This window comes from Streptomyces sp. NBC_01471, assembly GCF_041438865.1.
Lineage (GTDB): Bacteria > Actinomycetota > Actinomycetes > Streptomycetales > Streptomycetaceae > Streptomyces.
The window spans coordinates 3,905,074-3,923,692 of the sequence record NZ_CP109450.1 but is presented as its reverse complement, the minus strand read 5'-3'; the positions used below and the strand labels follow the sequence as shown (position 1 = coordinate 3,923,692).

Below are 18,619 nucleotides of genomic sequence, written 5' to 3'. Positions count from 1 at the left end.
GCGTACAGACCCGCTGCCCGGCAAGCCAGCCTCGTTGTTGGTCCCGCTCGTTCCGTTCGTTCCACTCGTTCCGTTCATACCTCTGATACACCGCAGCTCCGAGAAAGGTTCCGGTCCGGCCATGGCGCTGACCCTCTATGTCGACACCGCGCGCTGGCGGGCGCACCAGAAGTCCGTGCTCGACCAGTTCCCGGGGATCGTTCCGGTCTGCAAGGGCAACGGCTACGGCTTCGGCCACGGCCGGCTCGCGGACGAGGTGACGCGCTTCGGTTCCGAGATCATCGCGGTCGGCACCACCTATGAAGCCGCCCGGATGAAGGACTCCTTCGGCGGTGATCTGCTCGTCCTCACACCGTTCCGCCGTGGCGAGGAGCCCGTACCACTGCCGGACCGGGTGATCCGCTCCGTCTCGTCGGTCGACGGCGTTCACGCCCTGGTGGGCGCACGTGTGGTGATCGAGTGCATGAGCTCGATGAAGCGCCACGGCGTCTCCGAGGCAGACCTCGGCCGGCTCCACGCGGCCATAGACGACGTACGCCTGGAAGGGTTCGCGCTCCACCTCCCGCTGGACCGCATGGACGGCTCCGACGGGGTTGAGGAAGTCATCGCCTGGATGGACAGGCTGCGCAACGCGCGTCTGCCTCTCCACACGATGTTCGTGAGCCATCTGAAGGCCGAGGAACTGGCGCGGCTGCAGCAGCAGTTCCCGCAGACACGCTTCCGCGCCAGGATCGGTACGCGGCTGTGGCTGGGCGACCACGACGCGACGCAGTACCGCGGCTCCGTGCTGGATGTCACCCAGGTCGTGAAGGGTGACCGTTTCGGCTACCGGCAGCAGAAGACCGCTTCGGACGGCTGGCTGGTCGTGGTCGCCGGCGGAACGTCGCACGGGGTGGGCCTGGAAGCGCCGAAGGCGCTGCACGGGATGATGCCGCGCGCGAAGGGCGTCGCGCGTGCGGGCCTGGCCACGGTGAACCGGAACCTGTCGCCCTTCGTGTGGGCGGGCAAGCAGCGCTGGTTCGCCGAGCCGCCGCACATGCAGGTGTCGATCCTGTTCGTCCCCTCGGACGCACAGGAGCCGAAGGTGGGAGATGAGCTGGTGGCCCATCTGCGGCATACGACGACACAGTTCGACCGTCTCGTCGATCACTGAGTCACACCGTCACTGAGCCACACCGTCCGGACTACCACCGGACCACCACCGGGCAGCGGGAGCAGGTCCTGGAGGAGCGCGGCAGAACGGCGGGGGCGGGTACCGGTGCACCGGTACCCGCCCCCGCCGTTCGCCCGCCCGCCGTTCGCCCGCCCGCCGTTCGCCCGCCCGCCGTTCGCCCGCCCGGCGGTCGGCCGTCCGGCTATTCGCGCACCGTTCCGCTGCCCCACTCGACCTGCGGCCCCTCGTAGAGATGGGCGGCGTGCCGCGCCGGATGGGCGGCCGCCCCGAGCACGAACACGTCCTCCGCGCCGTCCAGCACACCTCCCGACGGATCGTCCGAACCGTCCCGGCGTACGCCGTCGCGCTCCGGCATCAGGATGTCCCGCACGATCACCGCGCAGATGTACAGCGTCCCGATCAAGTGCAGGGCGATGGCGAACTGGTAGCCCTCGGGCGGCAGCCCCTTGGGTTTGTCGCCGCTCATCGTGTACGCGAGGTACAGCCAGATACCCAGGAAGTACATGACTTCGCAGGCCTGCCAGATGAGGAAGTCCCGCCAGCGGGGCCGGGCCAGGGCCGCGAGCGGGATCAGCCACAGGACGTACTGCGGCGAGTAGACCTTGTTCGTGAGGATGAACGCGGCGATGACCAGGAAGGCGAGCTGCGCGAACCGCGGACGGCGCGGGGCGGTCAGGGTGAGGGCCGCGATCCCCCCGCACGCCAAGATCATCAGCAGCATCGCCCAGGTGTTGACGTTGCCCACGTCGAGAGGCTTGCCGGTCCGCTGGGTGATGATCAGCCAGAACGAACCGAAGTCGACGTTCCGTTCCTGGCTGAACGTGTAGAACTTCTTCCACCCCTCGGGGGCGAGGAGCATGACAGGCAGGTTCACGACGAGCCAGGACGCCGCCGCACCGAACACGGCCCACCCGTACTCACGCCACTTTCCGGCGCGCCAGCACAGGACGAGCAGCGGGCCGAGGATCAGCACCGGATAGAGCTTGGCGGCGGTCGCGAGGCCGATCAGGACCCCGAAGGCGAGCGCGCGGCCTCTCGACCACATCAGCATCGCCGCAGCGGTGAGAGCGACCGCGAACAGATCCCAGTTGATGGTGGCGGTGAGCGCGAAGGCAGGGGCGAGGGCGACCAGCAGGCCGTCCCAGGGGCGGCGCCGATGGGTGCGGGTGACACAGACCGCGATCACGGCCGTGCAGATCATCAGCATGCCCGCGTTGACCATCCAGTAGATCTGCTCGCGGTGCTGGATGGCGCCCCCGTGCGGGGTGAGCCAGGAGGCGACCTCCATGAACAATCCGGTGAGCACCGGGTATTCGAGGTACGACATGTCGCCGTTGATGCGGTCGAAGTACGGGACGAGGTCGTCGGCGAAGCCGCGTCCGACGTAGAGGTGGGGGATGTCCGAGTAGCAGGCGTGGTTGTACTGGGATGTTGCCCCCTGGAACCACGCCCAGTCGTAGCAGGGCATCTTCTGCACCATGCCGAGAGCGAACATGCCGATCGCGACCAGGGCGATGACGCGGACGGGGGTGAGCCTGCCGGCGCCGCCGCGCGCCCAGCGCCCGGCAGGCCCCCCGATCAGTTCGCTGCCCGCCGCGGCGGTCTCGTCCTGCTGAGTGGGCCGCACCACGGGCTCTGCGGTCTTCAGTGCGGGCCGGTCCTCGTGCGCGCTCGTCATGGCGCACATCCTGCCGTACGCGGCTGTGCCCGCGTGGAGGGCTGCCGCTGCCGGGCGGCCGCACAGCCCGAGGGCCGCCACAGCAGGTGCGCTGTGGCGGCCCTCGGGTGCGGTCGGACGCCGGATCAGCTGACCCGGCTCATGGAGCGGTCATCAGCCCGGCCCGCCGATGAACCCGCCGCCACCGTCTCCTCCACCACCCGGCCCTCCGGTGCCGGAGGTGTCGGTAGGACTGGGAGTCGGACCGCCGTCGGTGCCGCCGTTCGCCGTGCCGGCGTCGCTCCCGCCGTCATCCCCGCAGGTCCAGTCCTTCCACTTGTTGCAGGACTCGGTCGGGGACGGTGTCGGGGAAGGTGTGTCGGACGGACTGGGCGACGGGCTGGACGGGGTCGGAGTCGGCGTCGGGGTCGGCGTCGGGGTCGGCTTCGGGCTTGCCACCCCACTGCCGTAGACGACCTTCCCGATCGGCTCGGGCGCCGGGAAGTCCGCGGACGGCGTGTTGCTGAGCGCCTCAGTCATGTAGCTGTGCCAGATCTGCGCCGGGAACGAAGCACCGTGGATCTGCTTCTCGTTACCCGTGCCGTACATCTCCTCGAACTGGCGGTTCTTGCCCTTCGCGTTGTCGTCGAAGCGGTACATGTCGATGGCGGTGGAGAGCTGCGGGGTGTAGCCGACGAACCAGGCCGACTTGTTGCCGTCCGTGGTTCCCGTCTTGCCCGCGATCTGCCGGCCGGGGATCCGGGCGGCGGTTCCGGTGCCCTTGTCGACCACGGTCTTCAGCACATCGGTGACGTTGCTGGCGATGGCCGACGAGAACGCCGCCTTCTCCACCTGCTTGTGCTCGTAGGCCGTCCGGCCCTCTCTGGTGACCTTGGTGACCGAGAACGGCTCGTTCTGGCGCCCGTTGTTGGCGAACGTGGCGTACGCGCCGGCCATCCGGATGGCGCTGGGGCTGGAGGTACCGATGGAGAAGGAGGGGTAATCGGAGCTGGCCATGCTCTGCTTGTCGTCGCGCAGACCGGCATCGATGGCCGCCTGGCGCACCTTGTCGGTGCCGACGTCCATACCGAGCTGGACGTATGCGGAGTTCACGGACTGCCGCATCGCCTCACGCAGATCGATGCGGTAGTCAGGAGCCTGACCGACGGAGTCCTTGCCGTCGTTCTCCTGAAGCCACTCCTTGCCCTCCTTGTTCGTCCACACGCTGCCGTCGTAGTTCCGGATCTTCAGGTCGTTCTGGCCGCTGTAGAGGCTCTTGGGCGAGACGAGCGTGCGGTCCGAGTCCGACTGGTCCTTGCCGAGGCCCGGATTGCGCTTCCCGTACTCCAGGGCGGCCGCCAGCACGAAGGGCTTGAAGGTCGACCCGACCTGCGCACCCGTGTAGTCGGCGTTGTTCGTGTAGTGCTTCGTCGCGTCCTCGCCACCGTAAATAGCGGCGATGGCGCCGGTCTGCGCGTTCACCGACGCTCCGCCGAACTGGACGTGGGTGTCCGTCTTCGGCCGCAGGCTGGGCTTGATCCTCCTCTTGCGGACCTTGTCCACGGATGCCATCAGCTCCTTGACCTTCTTCTTGTCGAAGGTCGTGTGGATCTGGTAGCCGCCCTTGGCAAGGTCCTCGGACGTGATGCCCTGCTTGTTGTTGTTGACGAAATACGACTTAGCGAGGTCGACGAGGTAGCCGGTCTGGCCCCCCAGCTGGGCGTTCTTCTTCGGCGGGTCGACCTTCGGGAACGACTTGTACTTGGCCCGCTCCGCGGCGGGAAGGCGGCCGTCCTTGACCATCTCGCCCAGGATCCACCTCCAGCGGTCGGTGGCCCGCTGGAGGTTGGCCTTCGGCGTCGCCGCGGGGTCGATCTCGACGGCACCCGCGGGGTCGAAGTAGCTGGCGCCCTTGAGCAGCGTGGCCAGGAAGGCGCACTGGCTCGGGTTGAGCTTGTCGGAGTCCACCCCGAAGTACGTACGGGCCGCGGCCTGGATCCCGTAGGCGCCCCGCCCGTAGTACGACGTGTTGAGGTAGTCGCTCATGATGTCGTTCTTGTGCATCTTGGCGCCGACCTTGATGGAGATGAACAGCTCCTTGAACTTACGGCTGAACGTCTGCTCCTGGCCGAGCCGCGAGTTCTTCACGTACTGCTGGGTGATCGTCGAGCCACCCTGCGTCTGACCGCCCTTGGCCATGTTGAACACGGCGCGCCCGATGCCCATCGGGTCGATGCCCTTGTCCTTGTAGAAGGACTTGTTCTCGGCCGAGACCACCGCGTTCTGCATCGCGCTGGGGATCTGCGAGAGCGGCACGATCTGCCGGTTGATCTCACCGCCCGTCGCGACCATCTGGCTGCCGTCGGACCAGTAGTAGACGTTGTTCTGCGCCTGCGAGGTCTTGGTGGCGTCCGGGATGCCGACCATGGCGTACGCGATGGAGCCCGCGGCCAGAATGCTGCCGACGAAGCCGACGAAGAGCCCGGTCACGAGCCGCCAGGACGGTACCCAGTGGCGCCAGCCGTGCAGGTTCGCCCGCGGATAGTCGATGAACCTCTTCTTCTTCGGACCCCGGTCACGGCCGCCTTCCGGGCCGTTGCCGTGGCCGCCGCGCCCGCCCCGGCCGCCGCCGCGCCGCCCGCCGCGGCCACCGGCACCTGCCTCGGCAGCCCGACGGCGTCCACCTCCGCTGCGCTGGGCGGCCCGTCTTGCTTCGGCGCGACCGCCGTAGGGGCGCTCCTCCTCGTCGTGGGAACCGGAAGGTGACCCGGCGGTGGTTCGCGGGGGAGCTGCGCGGCGGCCGGAAGGCTGCTGGGCGTCTCGCCTGGCCGCGGCACGTCCACCACTCTGCTGCTGTGGCGGTTTGCGACGGTGCTCGCTCATCGAACGACTACTCCTCGGGCAGGCACTAACGCCTGGAAACGGCAGTTGAGTTCCGGTCCCCCCGATCCGCGGACAGCCCCTCGGGAGGGCGCATCCGCAGTACGCACAGGCCCTCGGCCGGGCCCGTACGCGCTGCATTCCGTGGACCGAGACGGCTGACGTCCCCTGGTGTCACTCGGTCCCCGGCAGTCTGCATGCCGCACAGACTACGCACGCGCAAAACCTTCCCAGTGCCGAGGTTCGGCTCAAATCAGGCAAGTTGCTGCCTGTGAATCGATGATGTGACGCCGCTCACGATGGCTCCCCTTGTCGCAAACGCAAGGTCGTTCTATCGTGCTGATGTATCGAGTCGATACATCAGCACGGCATAAGTGACCCGGACGACAGAGGAGGCGAAGGTTGAGCAGGCGCTCCGGCATCCTCGAATTCGCCGTACTCGGTCTACTCCGAGAGTCTCCAATGCACGGCTATGAGCTGCGCAAACGTCTGAATACCTCGCTGGGGATCTTCAGGGCCTTCAGTTACGGGACCCTCTACCCCTGCCTCAAGACGCTGGTCGCCAGCGGCTGGTTGATCGAGGAGCCGGGCAGCGCCCCGGAGGACGCAGTGGCGGCTTCACTCGCAGGACGCCGCGCCAAGATCGTCTACAGGTTGACCGCGGACGGTAAGGAGCACTTCGAAGAGCTCCTTTCGCACACCGGACCGGACACCTGGGAGGACGAGCACTTCGCTGCACGTTTTGCCTTCTTCGGGCAGACGGAGCGCGAGGTGCGGATGCGGGTGCTGGAAGGTCGCCGCAGCCGACTGGAGGAGCGCCTCGAGAAGATGCGCGCTTCTCTGGTCCGGACGCGCGAGCGGCTGGACGACTACACACTTGAGCTGCAGCGGCACGGCATGGAGTCCGTGGAGCGCGAAGTGCGCTGGCTGAACGAGCTCATCGAGAGCGAGCGTGCGGGCCGGGATCAGCGACGATCCCCCGACGCCGACGCCGCTCAGCAGGACATATCAGGAGATACGGGCGGCCTGCCCCGGCATCGGGGTACCGCCCCGCCGGATCCGTCCGAGGACATCGCCAAGTGAAGCTCTGCGTCCGCAGGGCTTTGTCGAGAACACACAGGGAGCAACCGGAATGGGTTCGGTTCGCGTAGCCATCGTCGGCGTGGGCAACTGCGCCGCCTCGTTGGTGCAGGGCGTCGAGTACTACAAGGACGCAGATCCGGCCGGCAAGGTGCCCGGTCTGATGCACGTCCAGTTCGGCGACTACCACGTAGGTGACGTCGAGTTCGTCGCCGCCTTCGATGTCGACGCGAAGAAGGTCGGCCTCGACCTCGCGGATGCCATCGGCGCCAGTGAGAACAACACCATCAAGATCGCCGACGTGCCGAACACCGGCGTGACGGTCCAGCGCGGCCACACCCACGACGGTCTCGGCAAGTACTACCGCCAGACCATCGAGGAGTCGGACGAGGCTCCGGTCGACATCGTCCAGATCCTGAAGGACAAGCAGGTGGACGTCCTCGTCTGCTACCTGCCCGTCGGTTCCGAGGTCGCCGCGAAGTTCTACGCGCAGTGCGCCATCGACGCCAAGGTCGCGTTCGTCAACGCTCTGCCCGTCTTCATCGCGGGTACCAAGGAGTGGGCGGACAAGTTCACCGAGGCGGGCGTGCCGATCGTCGGCGACGACATCAAGTCGCAGGTGGGCGCCACCATCACGCACCGCGTCATGGCCAAGCTCTTCGAAGACCGCGGTGTGCGCCTCGAGCGCACCATGCAGCTGAACGTCGGCGGCAACATGGACTTCAAGAACATGCTGGAGCGGGACCGCCTGGAGTCCAAGAAGATCTCCAAGACGCAGTCGGTCACCTCGCAGATCCGCGACCGCGACCTGGGCGCCGACAACGTCCACATCGGCCCCTCGGACTACGTGGCCTGGCTGGACGACCGCAAGTGGGCGTATGTGCGCCTCGAGGGCCGCGCCTTCGGTGACGTTCCGCTGAACCTTGAGTACAAGCTCGAGGTGTGGGACTCCCCGAACTCCGCCGGTGTCATCATCGACGCCGTCCGCGCCGCGAAGATCGCCAAGGACCGCGGTATCGGCGGCCCGATCCTCTCCGCGTCCTCGTACTTCATGAAGTCGCCGCCGGTGCAGTACTTCGACGACGAGGCTTACGAGAACGTCGAGAAGTTCATCAAGGGCGAGGTCGAGCGCTGAAGCTCCATCTGAGAACGGTCGACCGCTGACCGTTGAGAGCCCCGGACAGCCTGTCCGGGGCTCTTTCCGTGTCCGCGCGCGTCTCTCCAGTCCGTCCGTCCGCTCTCTGTCTGTCTGTCCGTCACAGGGTCGGAATCGCTCTGCGGGCTTGCCCAACAAAGTCAGCCTTTGTCGGCCCTTGTGGCAGTCACTTCAGCTGTGCAGCGTTTGCTGCGTTTATGGCCCGTCTTCAACGCACTTATGTGTCACATCAGAGCCACAGAGTCCTTCTCGGTGACAGGAATGTCGGAGCGGCCCGCTATTTTACGGGCGTTGACAGCTGCGCAGATGCGCACCGTTCCAAGGGGGATCCCAACCATGTCCACTCCGCCGCCCCAGGGCCAGAACCCATACGCCCAGCAGCCCAATGCCCCCTATGGACAGCCCCAGGGCGGCAATCCGTACGGACAGCAGCCTCAGCAGCCCGGCCCGTACGGGCAGCAGCCCGGCCCGTACGGACAGCCGGGACAGCCCGGCGTCCCGCAGCAACCGTCGCCGTATTTCAACCAGGGCGGTGGGCAGATACCGATGGCCCCGGTGGCGCCGCGTCCCGGCAACGGCAAGAAGATCCTGAGGATCGTCATCGCCGTGGTCGTTATCGGTGTGGCGGCCTTCAGCTGGTACTCCAGCCGGGACGATGCCGACACGGCCAAGGTAGGAGACTGCATGCACCGCGGCAGCTCCAGCGACACCGACCCGCAGCTTGAGGTCGTGGACTGCAGCGACGCGAAGGCCCAGTACAAGGTCGCCGAGAAGAAGGATGGCGACGAGACCTGCGACCCCACCAAATACAACTCGTACACCGAGACCGGCGGCAGTAAGGACTTCACCCTCTGCCTGACGGACTACAAGAAGTAGCCCGCAGCAGGTGGGTCGCGAAGGGGCGGTGTTTCACGTGAAACACCGCCCCTTCGCCGTACCGTCCATCATGTTTCACGTGAAACATGACCTCAGTTCTGCGCGGCCCACCACTCCTTGAGCGCTGTCACCGCTTCGCTGTACTCCATCGGCCCGTTCTCCAGCCGCAGCTCAAGCAGGAACTTGTAGGCGTTGCCGATGACCGGCCCCGGCCCGACACCCAGAACCTCCATGATCTGGTTGCCGTCCAGGTCAGGACGGATCGAGTTCAGCTCTTCTTGCTCCTGCAGATGTGCGATGCGCTCCTCCAGGCCGTCGTATGCCCGCGAGAGTGCGTTGGCCTTGCGCTTGTTACGTGTGGTGCAGTCAGACCGCGTCAGCTTGTGCAGCCGCTCCAGCAGTGGCCCGGCATCACGTACGTAGCGCCGCACAGCCGAGTCGGTCCATTCCCCTGTCCCGTAGCCATGGAAACGCAGGTGGAGCTCCACCAGCTTCGTGACGTCCTTGACCATGTCATTGGAGTACTTGAGCGCGGTCAGACGCTTCTTGGTCAGCTTCGCGCCCACCACCTCATGGTGATGGAAGGAGACGCCACCGTCCTTCTCGAAGCGGCGCGTCTTCGGCTTCCCGATGTCGTGGAGAAGGGCTGCCAGCCGGAGTACCAGATCAGGACCGTCCTGCTCCAGGTCGATGGCCTGCTCCAGCACGGTCAGTGAGTGCTCGTAGACATCCTTGTGCCGGTGGTGCTCATCACTCTCCAGACGCAGCGCGGGAAGTTCAGGAAGCACCCATGCGGCAAGGCCCGTGTCGACAAGCAGAGCGAGGCCCTTACGCGGGCTCGCGGAGAGCAGCAGTTTGTTGAGCTCGTCACGTACGCGCTCCGCCGAGACGATCCCGATGCGCTCGGACATCGCGGTCATCGCGGCGACAACCTCAGGTGCGACCTCGAAGTCCAGCTGAGCCGCGAACCGGGCTGCCCGCATCATGCGCAGCGGGTCATCGGAGAACGAATCCTCAGGCGTACCCGGGGTACGCAGCATCCGGCCGGCAAGGTCCTCCAGGCCGCCGTGCGGATCGATGAATGTCTTCCCGGGAAGAGCGACTGCCATCGCATTGACCGTGAAGTCACGGCGAAGAAGATCTTCCTCGATGGAGTCTCCGTATGACACCTCGGGCTTGCGCGAAGTCCTGTCGTAGGCCTCCGAGCGGTACGTCGTGACCTCGATCAGATAGCCGTCCTTCTGGCAGCCGACCGTCCCGAAGGCAATTCCGACTTCCCACACCGCATCAGCCCAGGGCCGGACAATCTTCAGTACGTCGTCGGGTCGAGCATCGGTGGTGAAGTCCAGATCATTGCCGAGCCGGCCGAGCAGTGCGTCCCTGACCGATCCTCCGACCAGTGCCAGGCTGTGCCCGGCTTCCTGAAAACGGCGGGCAAGGTCGTCTGCGACCGGGGACACCCGTAGCAGTTCGGTGACCGCGCGGTGCTGCACCTGACTCAGTGCACTGGGATTGTCATCATTGGCGTTCGGCACAACAGAAAAGGGTACGTGCCCGTGCCGACCGGAGCGTCCCGATTTCCCGGCAGCTGCGCCCACTCTTCTGATCATGTGGAGCAGTCCGCGGCACTGAGGCCCAGGGCACATCGTTACCATGCGTGGACGCAGAAACCGAGAACCACCGAATCAGCTGACGAAGACGAGGGACGGGCAAGCGCGTGGCCGAGGCGGCACACTTCCAGGAGATGACTCCCTCTCCTGCCCGCCGGTGGCTGCGGCGCACAGCGTCGCTGCTCGCCGGTGGAACGCTCATGGCGGGCCTTTTCTACGGTCCGGCAGCGGCCCCTGCGCAGGCCGCCGTCACCGCACAGAGCGGCGGCGCCGTAGCCGTCAGTCTCGATGCGCTGTCACCCAGCGCGCCTGTGAAGGGCGACACCGTCACCATCACGGGCACGGTGACGAACAAGAGCAAGGAGACCGTCACCGATGCCCACGTCGGTGTCCGCGTGGGACCGCGTCTGGCCGGCAGATCCGCCATCGATGACGCGGCGAAGCACTCCTCGGAGCTGACGGGCGCGGACCCACGGGAAGTGGGCGGCAAGTACACGGCGAAGTTCGCGAAGCTGCCGGCGGGGATCAGCGAGGACTTCTCGATCTCGGTCCCCGTGAGCAAACTGAACCTCGGTGCGGACGGGGTCTACCAGCTCGGTGTCTCCCTGACCGGCCGGACGCCCAGCGCCCCGTACGAGCAGGTGCTCGGCATCCAGCGGACCTTCCTGCCCTGGCAGCCCGCGCCACAGAGCAAGAAGACACAGATCACCTCGATGTGGCCGCTCATCTCGAAGATCCATCTGCGAGCCGAGACCAGCGCCGACGCTCAGCAGACCCCCGTCTTCGAGAACGACGACCTGGCGGAAGAGCTCGCGCCCGGTGGCCGACTGGAGCAGATGGTCTCGCTGGGCCGTTCCCTGCCGGTCACCTGGGTCATCGACCCGGATCTGCTGGCGAGCGTCGACGCGATGACCCGGAACTATCAGATCCAGGTCGGAGACACTCAGATCGCCGGCAAGAACCAGGCGGTCGCCAAGAAATGGCTGAGCGACCTGGAGGACGCGGTAAAGGGCCAGAAGGTGGTCGCGCTGCCGTTCGCGGACCCCGATCTCGCCTCCCTGGCACACCACGGCAAGAACGTTCCCGGCGCGCTCAGCCACCTCCAGTCGGCCACCGAGATCGCCGGTAAAACCGTGCAGACGATCCTGCATGTAAAGGCCTCCACCGATTTCGCGTGGCCTGCCAGTGGCGCGATCGACCCTTCGATCGTTGATGTGGCCACCTCTGCTGGTGCTCACAATGTGATCACCAGCAGCGACAGCCTGGGAGAGACGGCCGGACTGCCGTACACCCCCACAGCGGCCCGCCCCATCGGCGGTGGCACCACGGCAGTGGTTTCCGACGCCCGGCTGTCTCATGCCTTCCAGGGCGACATGGCCGAGGCGGGCGCCTCCACCCTCGCGGTGCAGAGTTACCTCGCCCAGTCCCTGGCCCTGACCCTGCAGGAGCCGTCCAAGCAGCGCAGCATCGTCGTCGCCCCACAGCGGATGCCCTCTGTCAGCCAGGCACAGTCGATGGCAAGCGCACTGCGCACAGTGGACGAGAACCGCTGGACCCAGCCCCTCAATCTCATCGATGCGGCCAAGGCCAAGGCCGACCCCGACGCGACCACGACAGTGCCGAGCTCATCGGCGTACCCAGCATCCCTGCGCCGCCAGGAACTGCCGGTAAAGGCGTTCCAGGACGTCAGGACCACGCAGTCCACCCTCGACAACTTCAAGATCATCCTCAGCCAGCCGGACCGGGTGGTGACACCGTTCAGCAACGCGATGGACCGGTCCATGGCGACCTCGTGGCGCGGTGATGCCAAGGGAGCAAGCGCATACCGATCCGGGGTCCAGTCCTATCTGCTGAGCCTCACCGGCGAAGTGCAGATCGTCCAGAAGTCGGACATGACACTGTCCGGACGCAGTGCGACGATTCCGGTGACCGTGCAGAACAAGTTGCTTCAGCCCGTGAAACACCTGGTGCTGAAGCTGCGCTCGACCAGTCCCAACCGTCTGCAGCTGGGCGACGACAAAGCAGCCGTCGCCGAGCAGCCTCTGGAGATCGCGGGCGGTCACAGCCAGACGGTGAAGTTCACGACGTCGATCAACGCCAACGGACCCGTCAGGGTGTACGCCCAGCTCTTCACCGAGGACGGCACGCCGTACGGCACTGCGAAGGCAATGCCCTTCACAGTGACAGTCTCGGAGATGACACTGACGGTCATGCTGGTGATCGCCGGCGGTCTGCTGCTTCTGGTACTCGCCGGAATCAGGATGTACACGCATCGCAAGCGGACCGCCGCTCGTGCGGCCGCTGCCGGAGACGGTGACCCGGAGCAGCCGAGTGACCCGGAGGCGGACACCGGAGCGGAAAACGGCAACGGGTCGGGCACGGGTGAGAAAGTGGACCGTTGAGCGATGTCGTGGCCGGCCGGCCGGGGACGATGAGGTGGGGTAACCAATGAACGCGCCGTACGACGGTGACCGTGACCAGGATGCTGGGGGCGGGGCTGCGTATTCCGGTGGGACGCCCCCCGAGCCCCCCGCGTCGGGCCACCATCAGCCTGCCCAGGATCCGTATGTCCAGGACGCCTACAGCTACGACCCGTACGGGGCGCACGATCTCGGTGCCCAGGACCCGGTGGCGGAGGCGCTCTACGACCGTGCGTCCCACCCTCCGCCTCCTCCTGGTACCTACACCGAGCCCCAGCCGATGTACCAGCAGCCGCCCACCGTGCAGTACCCACCGGACCCCCGGGTATGGGCACAGACCCCCGCACCAGAGCCGGGGGGCCCGTCCCGCTACCTCCCGTACGGGGATGACGCGACGACCCAGTTCGTCGGAGTCGACGACCTGGTAACCCAGGCCGCCGACGAACCGGAACAGCCGGACGCGTTCGCCCATCTCTTCCGGGACCAGCAGGGGGCCGCCCCGGTTCCGCCGCCCGGAGGGCCGCAGGAGCCCGCACCCACCCCTCCGGAGAAGTCGGGCGGAGCATCCGGTCTGCTGAAGTCGAGCGCGGTGATGGCTGCGGGAACCCTGGTCTCCCGCCTCACCGGCTTTGTACGCACCATGGTGATCACTGCCGCACTCGGTGCGGCAACGCTCGGCGACTCCTTCACCGTGGCCTACACGCTGCCCACGATGATCTACATCCTGACCGTGGGCGGCGGCCTCAACTCCGTGTTCGTACCGCAGCTGGTGCGTTCGATGAAGGAGGACGACGACGGCGGCGAGGCCTACGCCAACCGTCTGCTCACCGTCGTCATGGTGGCCCTCGGCGTCATCGTCGGTATTGCCGTCTTCGCGGCCCCACTGCTGATCCGGCTGATGTCCTTGCCGATCGCCGACGACCCGGCAGCCAACAACGTCGCCGTCACCTTCGCGCGCTACTGCCTGCCCACCATCTTCTTCATGGGTGTGCACGTCGTGATGGGGCAGATCCTGAACGCCCGCGGAAAGTTCGGCGCGATGATGTGGACCCCGGTCCTCAACAACATCGTCATGATCTTCACCTTCGGACTGTTCATCTGGGTCTACGGCACCGCTGCCGACTCCCACATGAAGGTGACAACGATCCCCGCGGACGGGGTACGGCTGCTCGGAATCGGCACCCTGCTGGGCCTGACGGTGCAGGCACTGTCGATGATCCCGTACCTGCGTGAGGCCGGTTTCCGCTTCCGCCCGCGCTTCGACTGGCGCGGACACGGTCTCGGCAAGGCCATGAAGCTCGCCAAGTGGACGGTGTTGTTCGTCCTCGCCAACCAGGCGGGGGTCCTGGTGGTCACCCAGCTCGCCACCGCCGCGGGCAAGGACTCCGGACGGTCCGGCGCGGGCATCATGGCCTACTCGAACGCCCAGCTCATCTGGGGCATGCCCCAGGCCATCATCACCGTCTCGGTCATGGCCGCACTGCTGCCGCGGATCTCCCGTGCCGCCAATGACGGAGATGTCGGCGCGGTCCGCGACGACATCTCACAGGGGTTGCGGAACTCCGCCGTGGCGATCGTTCCGGTCTCCTTCGCCTTCTTGGCCCTGGGAGTACCGGTCTGTACCCTGCTCTTCGCCTCCAGCGGCGTACAGGCCTCCGAGTCCATGGGCTACGTCCTGATGGCCTTCGCCCTCGGCCTGATCCCCTACTCGGTCCAGTACGTCGTCCTGCGTGGCTTCTACGCGTACGAGGACACCCGCACCCCCTTCTACAACACCGTCATCGTCGCCGCAGTCAATGCTGCGGCTTCCGCGCTCTGCTACGTCGTTCTCCCCTCCCAGTGGGCAGTGGTCGGCATGGCCGCCTCCTACGGCCTGGCCTACGCGGTCGGTGTCGGAATCGCCTGGCGAAGGCTGCGCAACCGTCTGGGCGGAGACCTGGACGGGACGCACATCCTTCGTACGTACGCCCGCCTGGCTCTGGCTTCCCTCCCGGGGGCCGTCATCGGCGGAGCTGTCGGATTCGGCATTGTCCGGGTGCTCGGGGTGGGCGTGCTGGGCTCGCTGGCAGCACTGATCGTCGGTGGCGCCGTGCTTCTCGGCGTGTTCTTCATCGCTGCGAAGCGCATGCGGATCGCCGAGCTCAACTCAATGGTTGCCATGGTGCGCGGGCGCCTGGGCCGCTAGGCACCGAACGGATCGCACAACCATCGTCCGACGCCGCGTGTCGTGCATAGCGCCGGACTGTGGGCACAATTGGCATGGCTTTGCAGACTGGCCGACAGCGCGCAACGGATGGGGAGGCAGGAACGACGGTGGCGGAACGTAGCACGGCTGCCGTCGACGTGGCTGACAACAGTGGCGAGAAGCCGCTGGCCGCCAAGGCGGACAAGGCCACGGCCGACGGCAGGGTGGAACCTCAGGAAACGGCTGACACCACGGCCGGTGAAGGCCCCCAGGACGAAGAGAGCGAGAAGAAGCCGACAGAGCCCGCAGCAGCGCCCGAGCTCCATAGCGGGCACAAGCTCGCCAGACGCTACCGGCTCGAGGAGTGCGTCACCCGTCTGGACGGGTTCAGCAGCTGGCGCGCGGTCGACGAGAAGCTCCGGCGCGCGGTCGGTGTGCATCTGCTCCCTGCTGATCACCCCCGAGCCCGCGCCGTGCTCGCGGCCGCCCGGTCCTCGGCCCTCCTCGGCGACCCTCGCTTCGTGCAGGTCCTGGACGCCGTCGAGGAGAACGATCTCGTCTATGTCGTGCACGAATGGCTGCCCGACGCGACGGAAATTACCGCGCTGCTCGCTTCCGGCCCACTGGAGGCGCACGACGCCTACCAGCTCGTCAGCCAGGTCTCGCAGGCCATGGCGGCCGCGCACCGCGAGGGCCTGTCCCACCTCAGGCTCACGCCCAGCGCTGTCCTGCGTACGTCTTCCGGCCAGTACCGCATCCGTGGCCTCGCGGTGAACGCAGCCCTGCGCGGCATCACCTCCGACACCCCGCAGCGGACCGACACAGAAGCCATCGGCGCCTTGCTGTACGCCACACTGACGCAGCGCTGGCCCTACGAAACCGACGCCTACGGTCTCTCCGGACTACCCAAGGGCGTCGGCCTCATCCCCCCGGACCAGGTACGGGCCGGCGTCAACCGCGATCTCGCGGAGATCGCGATGCGCGCCCTGGCCAACGACGGCGCCACCGCGTCCCGCCAGGAGCCCCCCTGCACCACCCCCGACGAGCTCGCCAAGGCCGTCTCCGCCATGCCGCGGATCCGGCCGCCGGAACCTGCCTACACCCCGCCACCCGAGTACCAGCGGACGAACTACCAGCAGGGCACTTACGGCCGTCCAGCGACGGGCGCCAGGGTGGCGCCGGTCCAGCCGGTGGCTGCTCCTCCGCCGCCGCTCCAGGGCCGCACCGGCAAGGTGCTCAAGTGGGCAGTCTCAGCGCTACTCATCGCCGCACTGGGTCTGGGCAGCTGGCAGCTCGCCGACACTCTCCTGCACCGGGACAAGGGCTCCAGCGATACTGGCACCAACCAGACCAACAACGGCAACAACAACGGCACGGCCGAGCAGAAGGCCCTCCAGCCGCTCTCGGTGAAGGACGCAGCAGAGTATTACCCGGACGGAAAGGCCCAGCATCCCGCCGATGTCGGGAACACCTACGACGGTGACAGCTCGACCTACTGGCGCACCTACTCCTTCAGGGACGGCCCCCAGCTGGCCCCCTTCAAGCAGGGTGTGGGAATCGTCTACGACCTGGGTTCCGCGAAGGACGTATCGGCTGCCTCCATAGGGCTGCGCTACTCGGGGAACGAGACCGCGATTTCCCTGTACGCAGCGGGTTCGATGTCGTCCTCCGCGTCACTGAGCTCGATGAAGAAGATCACTTCTACGTCCACCGACGGCACCACAGCGCGTTTCAAGGCAGACAAACCGGTGAACACGCGTTATGTGCTGGTCTGGATCACGGCTATGCCGGACTCGCCCGGCGACCAGTACAGCGACGCGGGTTACAAGCAGGCCATAACGGATGTGAAGTTCTCCGGCTGACCAGGGACAGGGGAGGGCTCACCGTTGGACGACACCGCGCTCGGTACCGCCGACGACCAGGAGTTGCTGGCTGCCCACGTCGCTGGCGACACCGACGCCTTCAGTGAGCTCGTACGCCGCCACCGAGACCGTCTCTGGGCCGTTGCCCTGCGCACGCTCGGCGACCGCGAAGAGGCTGCTGACGCCGTTCAGGATGCCTTGGTCTCCGCCTACCGCGCCGCCCACACCTTTCGTGGCCAGTCCGCCGTCACCACCTGGCTGCACCGCATCACGGTCAATGCCTGTCTCGACCGAGTCCGTAAGGCTGCGACACGGAAGACTTCACCCGTCGACGATACGGAACGCCTGGATCAGCTCCTCGAGCCCCATGAATCCGCTGAGGCACCAGCAGAACGCAAGGATCTGCGCCGCGAACTCATCAAAGCCATGGGCACCCTCTCCGCGGAACAGCGCGCCGCCCTTGTTCTCGTCGACATGCAGGGCTATCCCGTGGCGGAAGCCGCCCAGATCCTCGATGTACCTAGCGGCACCGTGAAGAGTCGCTGTGCGCGAGGCCGGGCGAGACTCCTGCCACTCCTCGCCCATCTGCGCCCCCGGTCGGCGGGGGCAGGCGAGGACAACATGGCCGACGCAGGAAGGAACCGGATGCCGGGAGCATCCGTCCCACCTGCGTCAAGACCGAAGGACGCGGGACCACAGAATCCTGCTGCAGTGAAGGGCGGAGGTGGACGCGCATGACATCGGCGGCCGACACGTCTCAGCATCCCGATGTCTCGGAGATCGCCGATCTCACTGAAGGCCTCGTTGTGCCGTCCCGCGCAGCGGAAATTCAGCAGCACATCGATACCTGTTCACCCTGTTCCGATGTCCGGAGCTCTCTCCAGGAGATTCAGGAGCTACTCACTACAGAGGCCGGGCCGGTTCTCATGCCGACCGACATCGCGGAGCGTATCGATGCGGCTCTGGCCGCGGAGTCTCCGGTCGAGGCCACACCGCAGGAAGCCGTACATGTTTCACGTGAAACATCGCTCCCATCCCGGAGCACGGAACCCGTTTACGGTAAACGCCCATCAGGGCATCCGCGGGCCACTACAGGCCCCGGCCGAACTCGTACGGCGCGTCGACGTCACGTCGCTGCCCTCAGCGCGGCCTTCGGTGCAGCAGTCATCGGTATCGGTGTGTTCTTCCTGCAGTCGGCGCCCACCACGTCGAGCGGTGACAGCAGTGCTGCGGAAAAGACATCGAAGCGAGGGGGGACACCTGTCTTCGTCGATGCCGCTCTGCGGAGCCAGGTGCACTCCCTGCTTGCCTCGGACGCCACGGCGTCCACGGTCTCCCCACAGGAGAAGAGGGCACCATCGGTCCACATGGACTCCGGCCCGACAACGCTCAAGAACGGGCTCGACGTCGCCGTGCCGTCCTGTGTCGAGAAAGGCATAGGACGTGCCGAGGGTGCGATCGCCGCACAGAAGGGCACCTACAAGGGCTCCGATGCCTTCCTCGTCGTGCTGCCGCACCCCACCGACAGCACCCGGGTCCAGGCGTATGTCGTAGACGCGGCATGCGTCCATTCCACGCCTTCCACGCGCGGCAAGGTGCTCCTGACCCACGTCTATCCCCGCGGCTGACCCTCACGGGAATGCATCCCCCGTAGGATCCGTTGGGTGGGGTGAGAGTCCGCTGGACTTGGCCCCAGTAGGCACCAAGCAGTCCGCAGAG

The 18,619-nt window shown here is 66.6% G+C and carries 12 protein-coding genes; 9 read left to right on the top strand and 3 right to left on the bottom strand.

Annotated elements, in window-relative coordinates:
- Window positions 1-121 precede the first annotated feature (121 nt).
- The gene (locus OG285_RS17195) at window positions 122-1,153 is read left to right on the top strand and encodes an alanine racemase (protein ID WP_356826793.1); all 1,032 of its coding nucleotides are present in this window, start codon (window positions 122-124) and stop codon (window positions 1,151-1,153) included.
- 202 nt (window positions 1,154-1,355) lie between these two features.
- Here OG285_RS17195 and OG285_RS17190 read toward each other — a convergent pair whose 3' ends face one another.
- Window positions 1,356-2,861 (bottom strand): glycosyltransferase 87 family protein, encoded by a 1,506-nt coding sequence (locus tag OG285_RS17190; protein ID WP_356826917.1) that lies wholly within the window; start codon window positions 2,859-2,861, stop codon window positions 1,356-1,358.
- Window positions 2,862-3,005: 144 nt separating this feature from the next.
- Window positions 3,006-5,714 (bottom strand): transglycosylase domain-containing protein, encoded by a 2,709-nt coding sequence (locus OG285_RS17185; protein WP_371791460.1) that lies wholly within the window; start codon window positions 5,712-5,714, stop codon window positions 3,006-3,008.
- A gap of 399 nt (window positions 5,715-6,113) precedes the next feature.
- Between OG285_RS17185 and OG285_RS17180 the strand changes: the two genes are divergently transcribed.
- The 3 genes from OG285_RS17180 (at window position 6,114) to OG285_RS17170 (ending at window position 8,823) form a co-directional block, all read left to right on the top strand.
- Complete coding sequence (locus OG285_RS17180) at window positions 6,114-6,794, top strand: PadR family transcriptional regulator (RefSeq protein ID WP_356826791.1); 681 nt, start codon at window positions 6,114-6,116, stop codon at window positions 6,792-6,794.
- Window positions 6,795-6,843: 49 nt separating this feature from the next.
- On the top strand, window positions 6,844-7,926 hold the full coding sequence (locus OG285_RS17175) for an inositol-3-phosphate synthase (protein ID WP_371791459.1): 1,083 nt from the start codon (window positions 6,844-6,846) through the stop codon (window positions 7,924-7,926).
- 357 nt (window positions 7,927-8,283) lie between these two features.
- Window positions 8,284-8,823: a hypothetical protein gene (locus tag OG285_RS17170; RefSeq protein WP_371791458.1), complete on the top strand. Its 540-nt coding sequence runs from the start codon at window positions 8,284-8,286 to the stop codon at window positions 8,821-8,823.
- A gap of 92 nt (window positions 8,824-8,915) precedes the next feature.
- On the opposite strand, the gene OG285_RS17165 is transcribed toward OG285_RS17170, so the two are convergent.
- The gene (locus OG285_RS17165) at window positions 8,916-10,358 is read right to left on the bottom strand and encodes a CCA tRNA nucleotidyltransferase (RefSeq protein WP_371793555.1); all 1,443 of its coding nucleotides are present in this window, start codon (window positions 10,356-10,358) and stop codon (window positions 8,916-8,918) included.
- Window positions 10,359-10,540: 182 nt separating this feature from the next.
- On the opposite strand from OG285_RS17165, the gene OG285_RS17160 reads away from it, so the two are divergent.
- The 5 genes from OG285_RS17160 to OG285_RS17140 all read left to right on the top strand — a co-directional run bounded on the left by OG285_RS17160 (window position 10,541) and on the right by OG285_RS17140 (window position 18,528).
- Window positions 10,541-12,835 (top strand): DUF6049 family protein, encoded by a 2,295-nt coding sequence (locus OG285_RS17160; RefSeq protein WP_371791457.1) that lies wholly within the window; start codon window positions 10,541-10,543, stop codon window positions 12,833-12,835.
- Between the two features lie 46 nt (window positions 12,836-12,881).
- The gene (gene murJ / locus OG285_RS17155) at window positions 12,882-15,038 is read left to right on the top strand and encodes a murein biosynthesis integral membrane protein MurJ (RefSeq protein ID WP_356826787.1); all 2,157 of its coding nucleotides are present in this window, start codon (window positions 12,882-12,884) and stop codon (window positions 15,036-15,038) included.
- 128 nt (window positions 15,039-15,166) lie between these two features.
- The gene (locus OG285_RS17150; RefSeq protein WP_356826786.1) at window positions 15,167-16,900 is read left to right on the top strand and encodes a protein kinase family protein; all 1,734 of its coding nucleotides are present in this window, start codon (window positions 15,167-15,169) and stop codon (window positions 16,898-16,900) included.
- Between the two features lie 24 nt (window positions 16,901-16,924).
- Window positions 16,925-17,638 (top strand): RNA polymerase sigma factor SigM, encoded by a 714-nt coding sequence (sigM, locus tag OG285_RS17145; protein ID WP_371791456.1) that lies wholly within the window; start codon window positions 16,925-16,927, stop codon window positions 17,636-17,638.
- The gene (locus OG285_RS17140) at window positions 17,635-18,528 is read left to right on the top strand and encodes a hypothetical protein (RefSeq protein WP_371791455.1); all 894 of its coding nucleotides are present in this window, start codon (window positions 17,635-17,637) and stop codon (window positions 18,526-18,528) included. Before sigM ends, OG285_RS17140 begins: the two co-directional genes overlap by 4 nt.
- The last annotated feature ends 91 nt before the right edge of the window (window positions 18,529-18,619 follow it).

Coding starts and splice junctions, on each gene's coding strand:
- OG285_RS17195 (WP_356826793.1), top strand. CDS start 122: ATGGCGCTGACCCTCTATGTCGACACCGCGCGCTGGCGGGCGCACCAG.
- OG285_RS17190 (WP_356826917.1), bottom strand. CDS start 2,861: ATGTGCGCCATGACGAGCGCGCACGAGGACCGGCCCGCACTGAAGACC.
- OG285_RS17185 (WP_371791460.1), bottom strand. CDS start 5,714: ATGAGCGAGCACCGTCGCAAACCGCCACAGCAGCAGAGTGGTGGACGT.
- OG285_RS17175 (WP_371791459.1), top strand. CDS start 6,844: ATGGGTTCGGTTCGCGTAGCCATCGTCGGCGTGGGCAACTGCGCCGCC.
- OG285_RS17170 (WP_371791458.1), top strand. CDS start 8,284: ATGTCCACTCCGCCGCCCCAGGGCCAGAACCCATACGCCCAGCAGCCC.
- murJ (WP_356826787.1), top strand. CDS start 12,882: ATGAACGCGCCGTACGACGGTGACCGTGACCAGGATGCTGGGGGCGGG.
- OG285_RS17140 (WP_371791455.1), top strand. CDS start 17,635: ATGACATCGGCGGCCGACACGTCTCAGCATCCCGATGTCTCGGAGATC.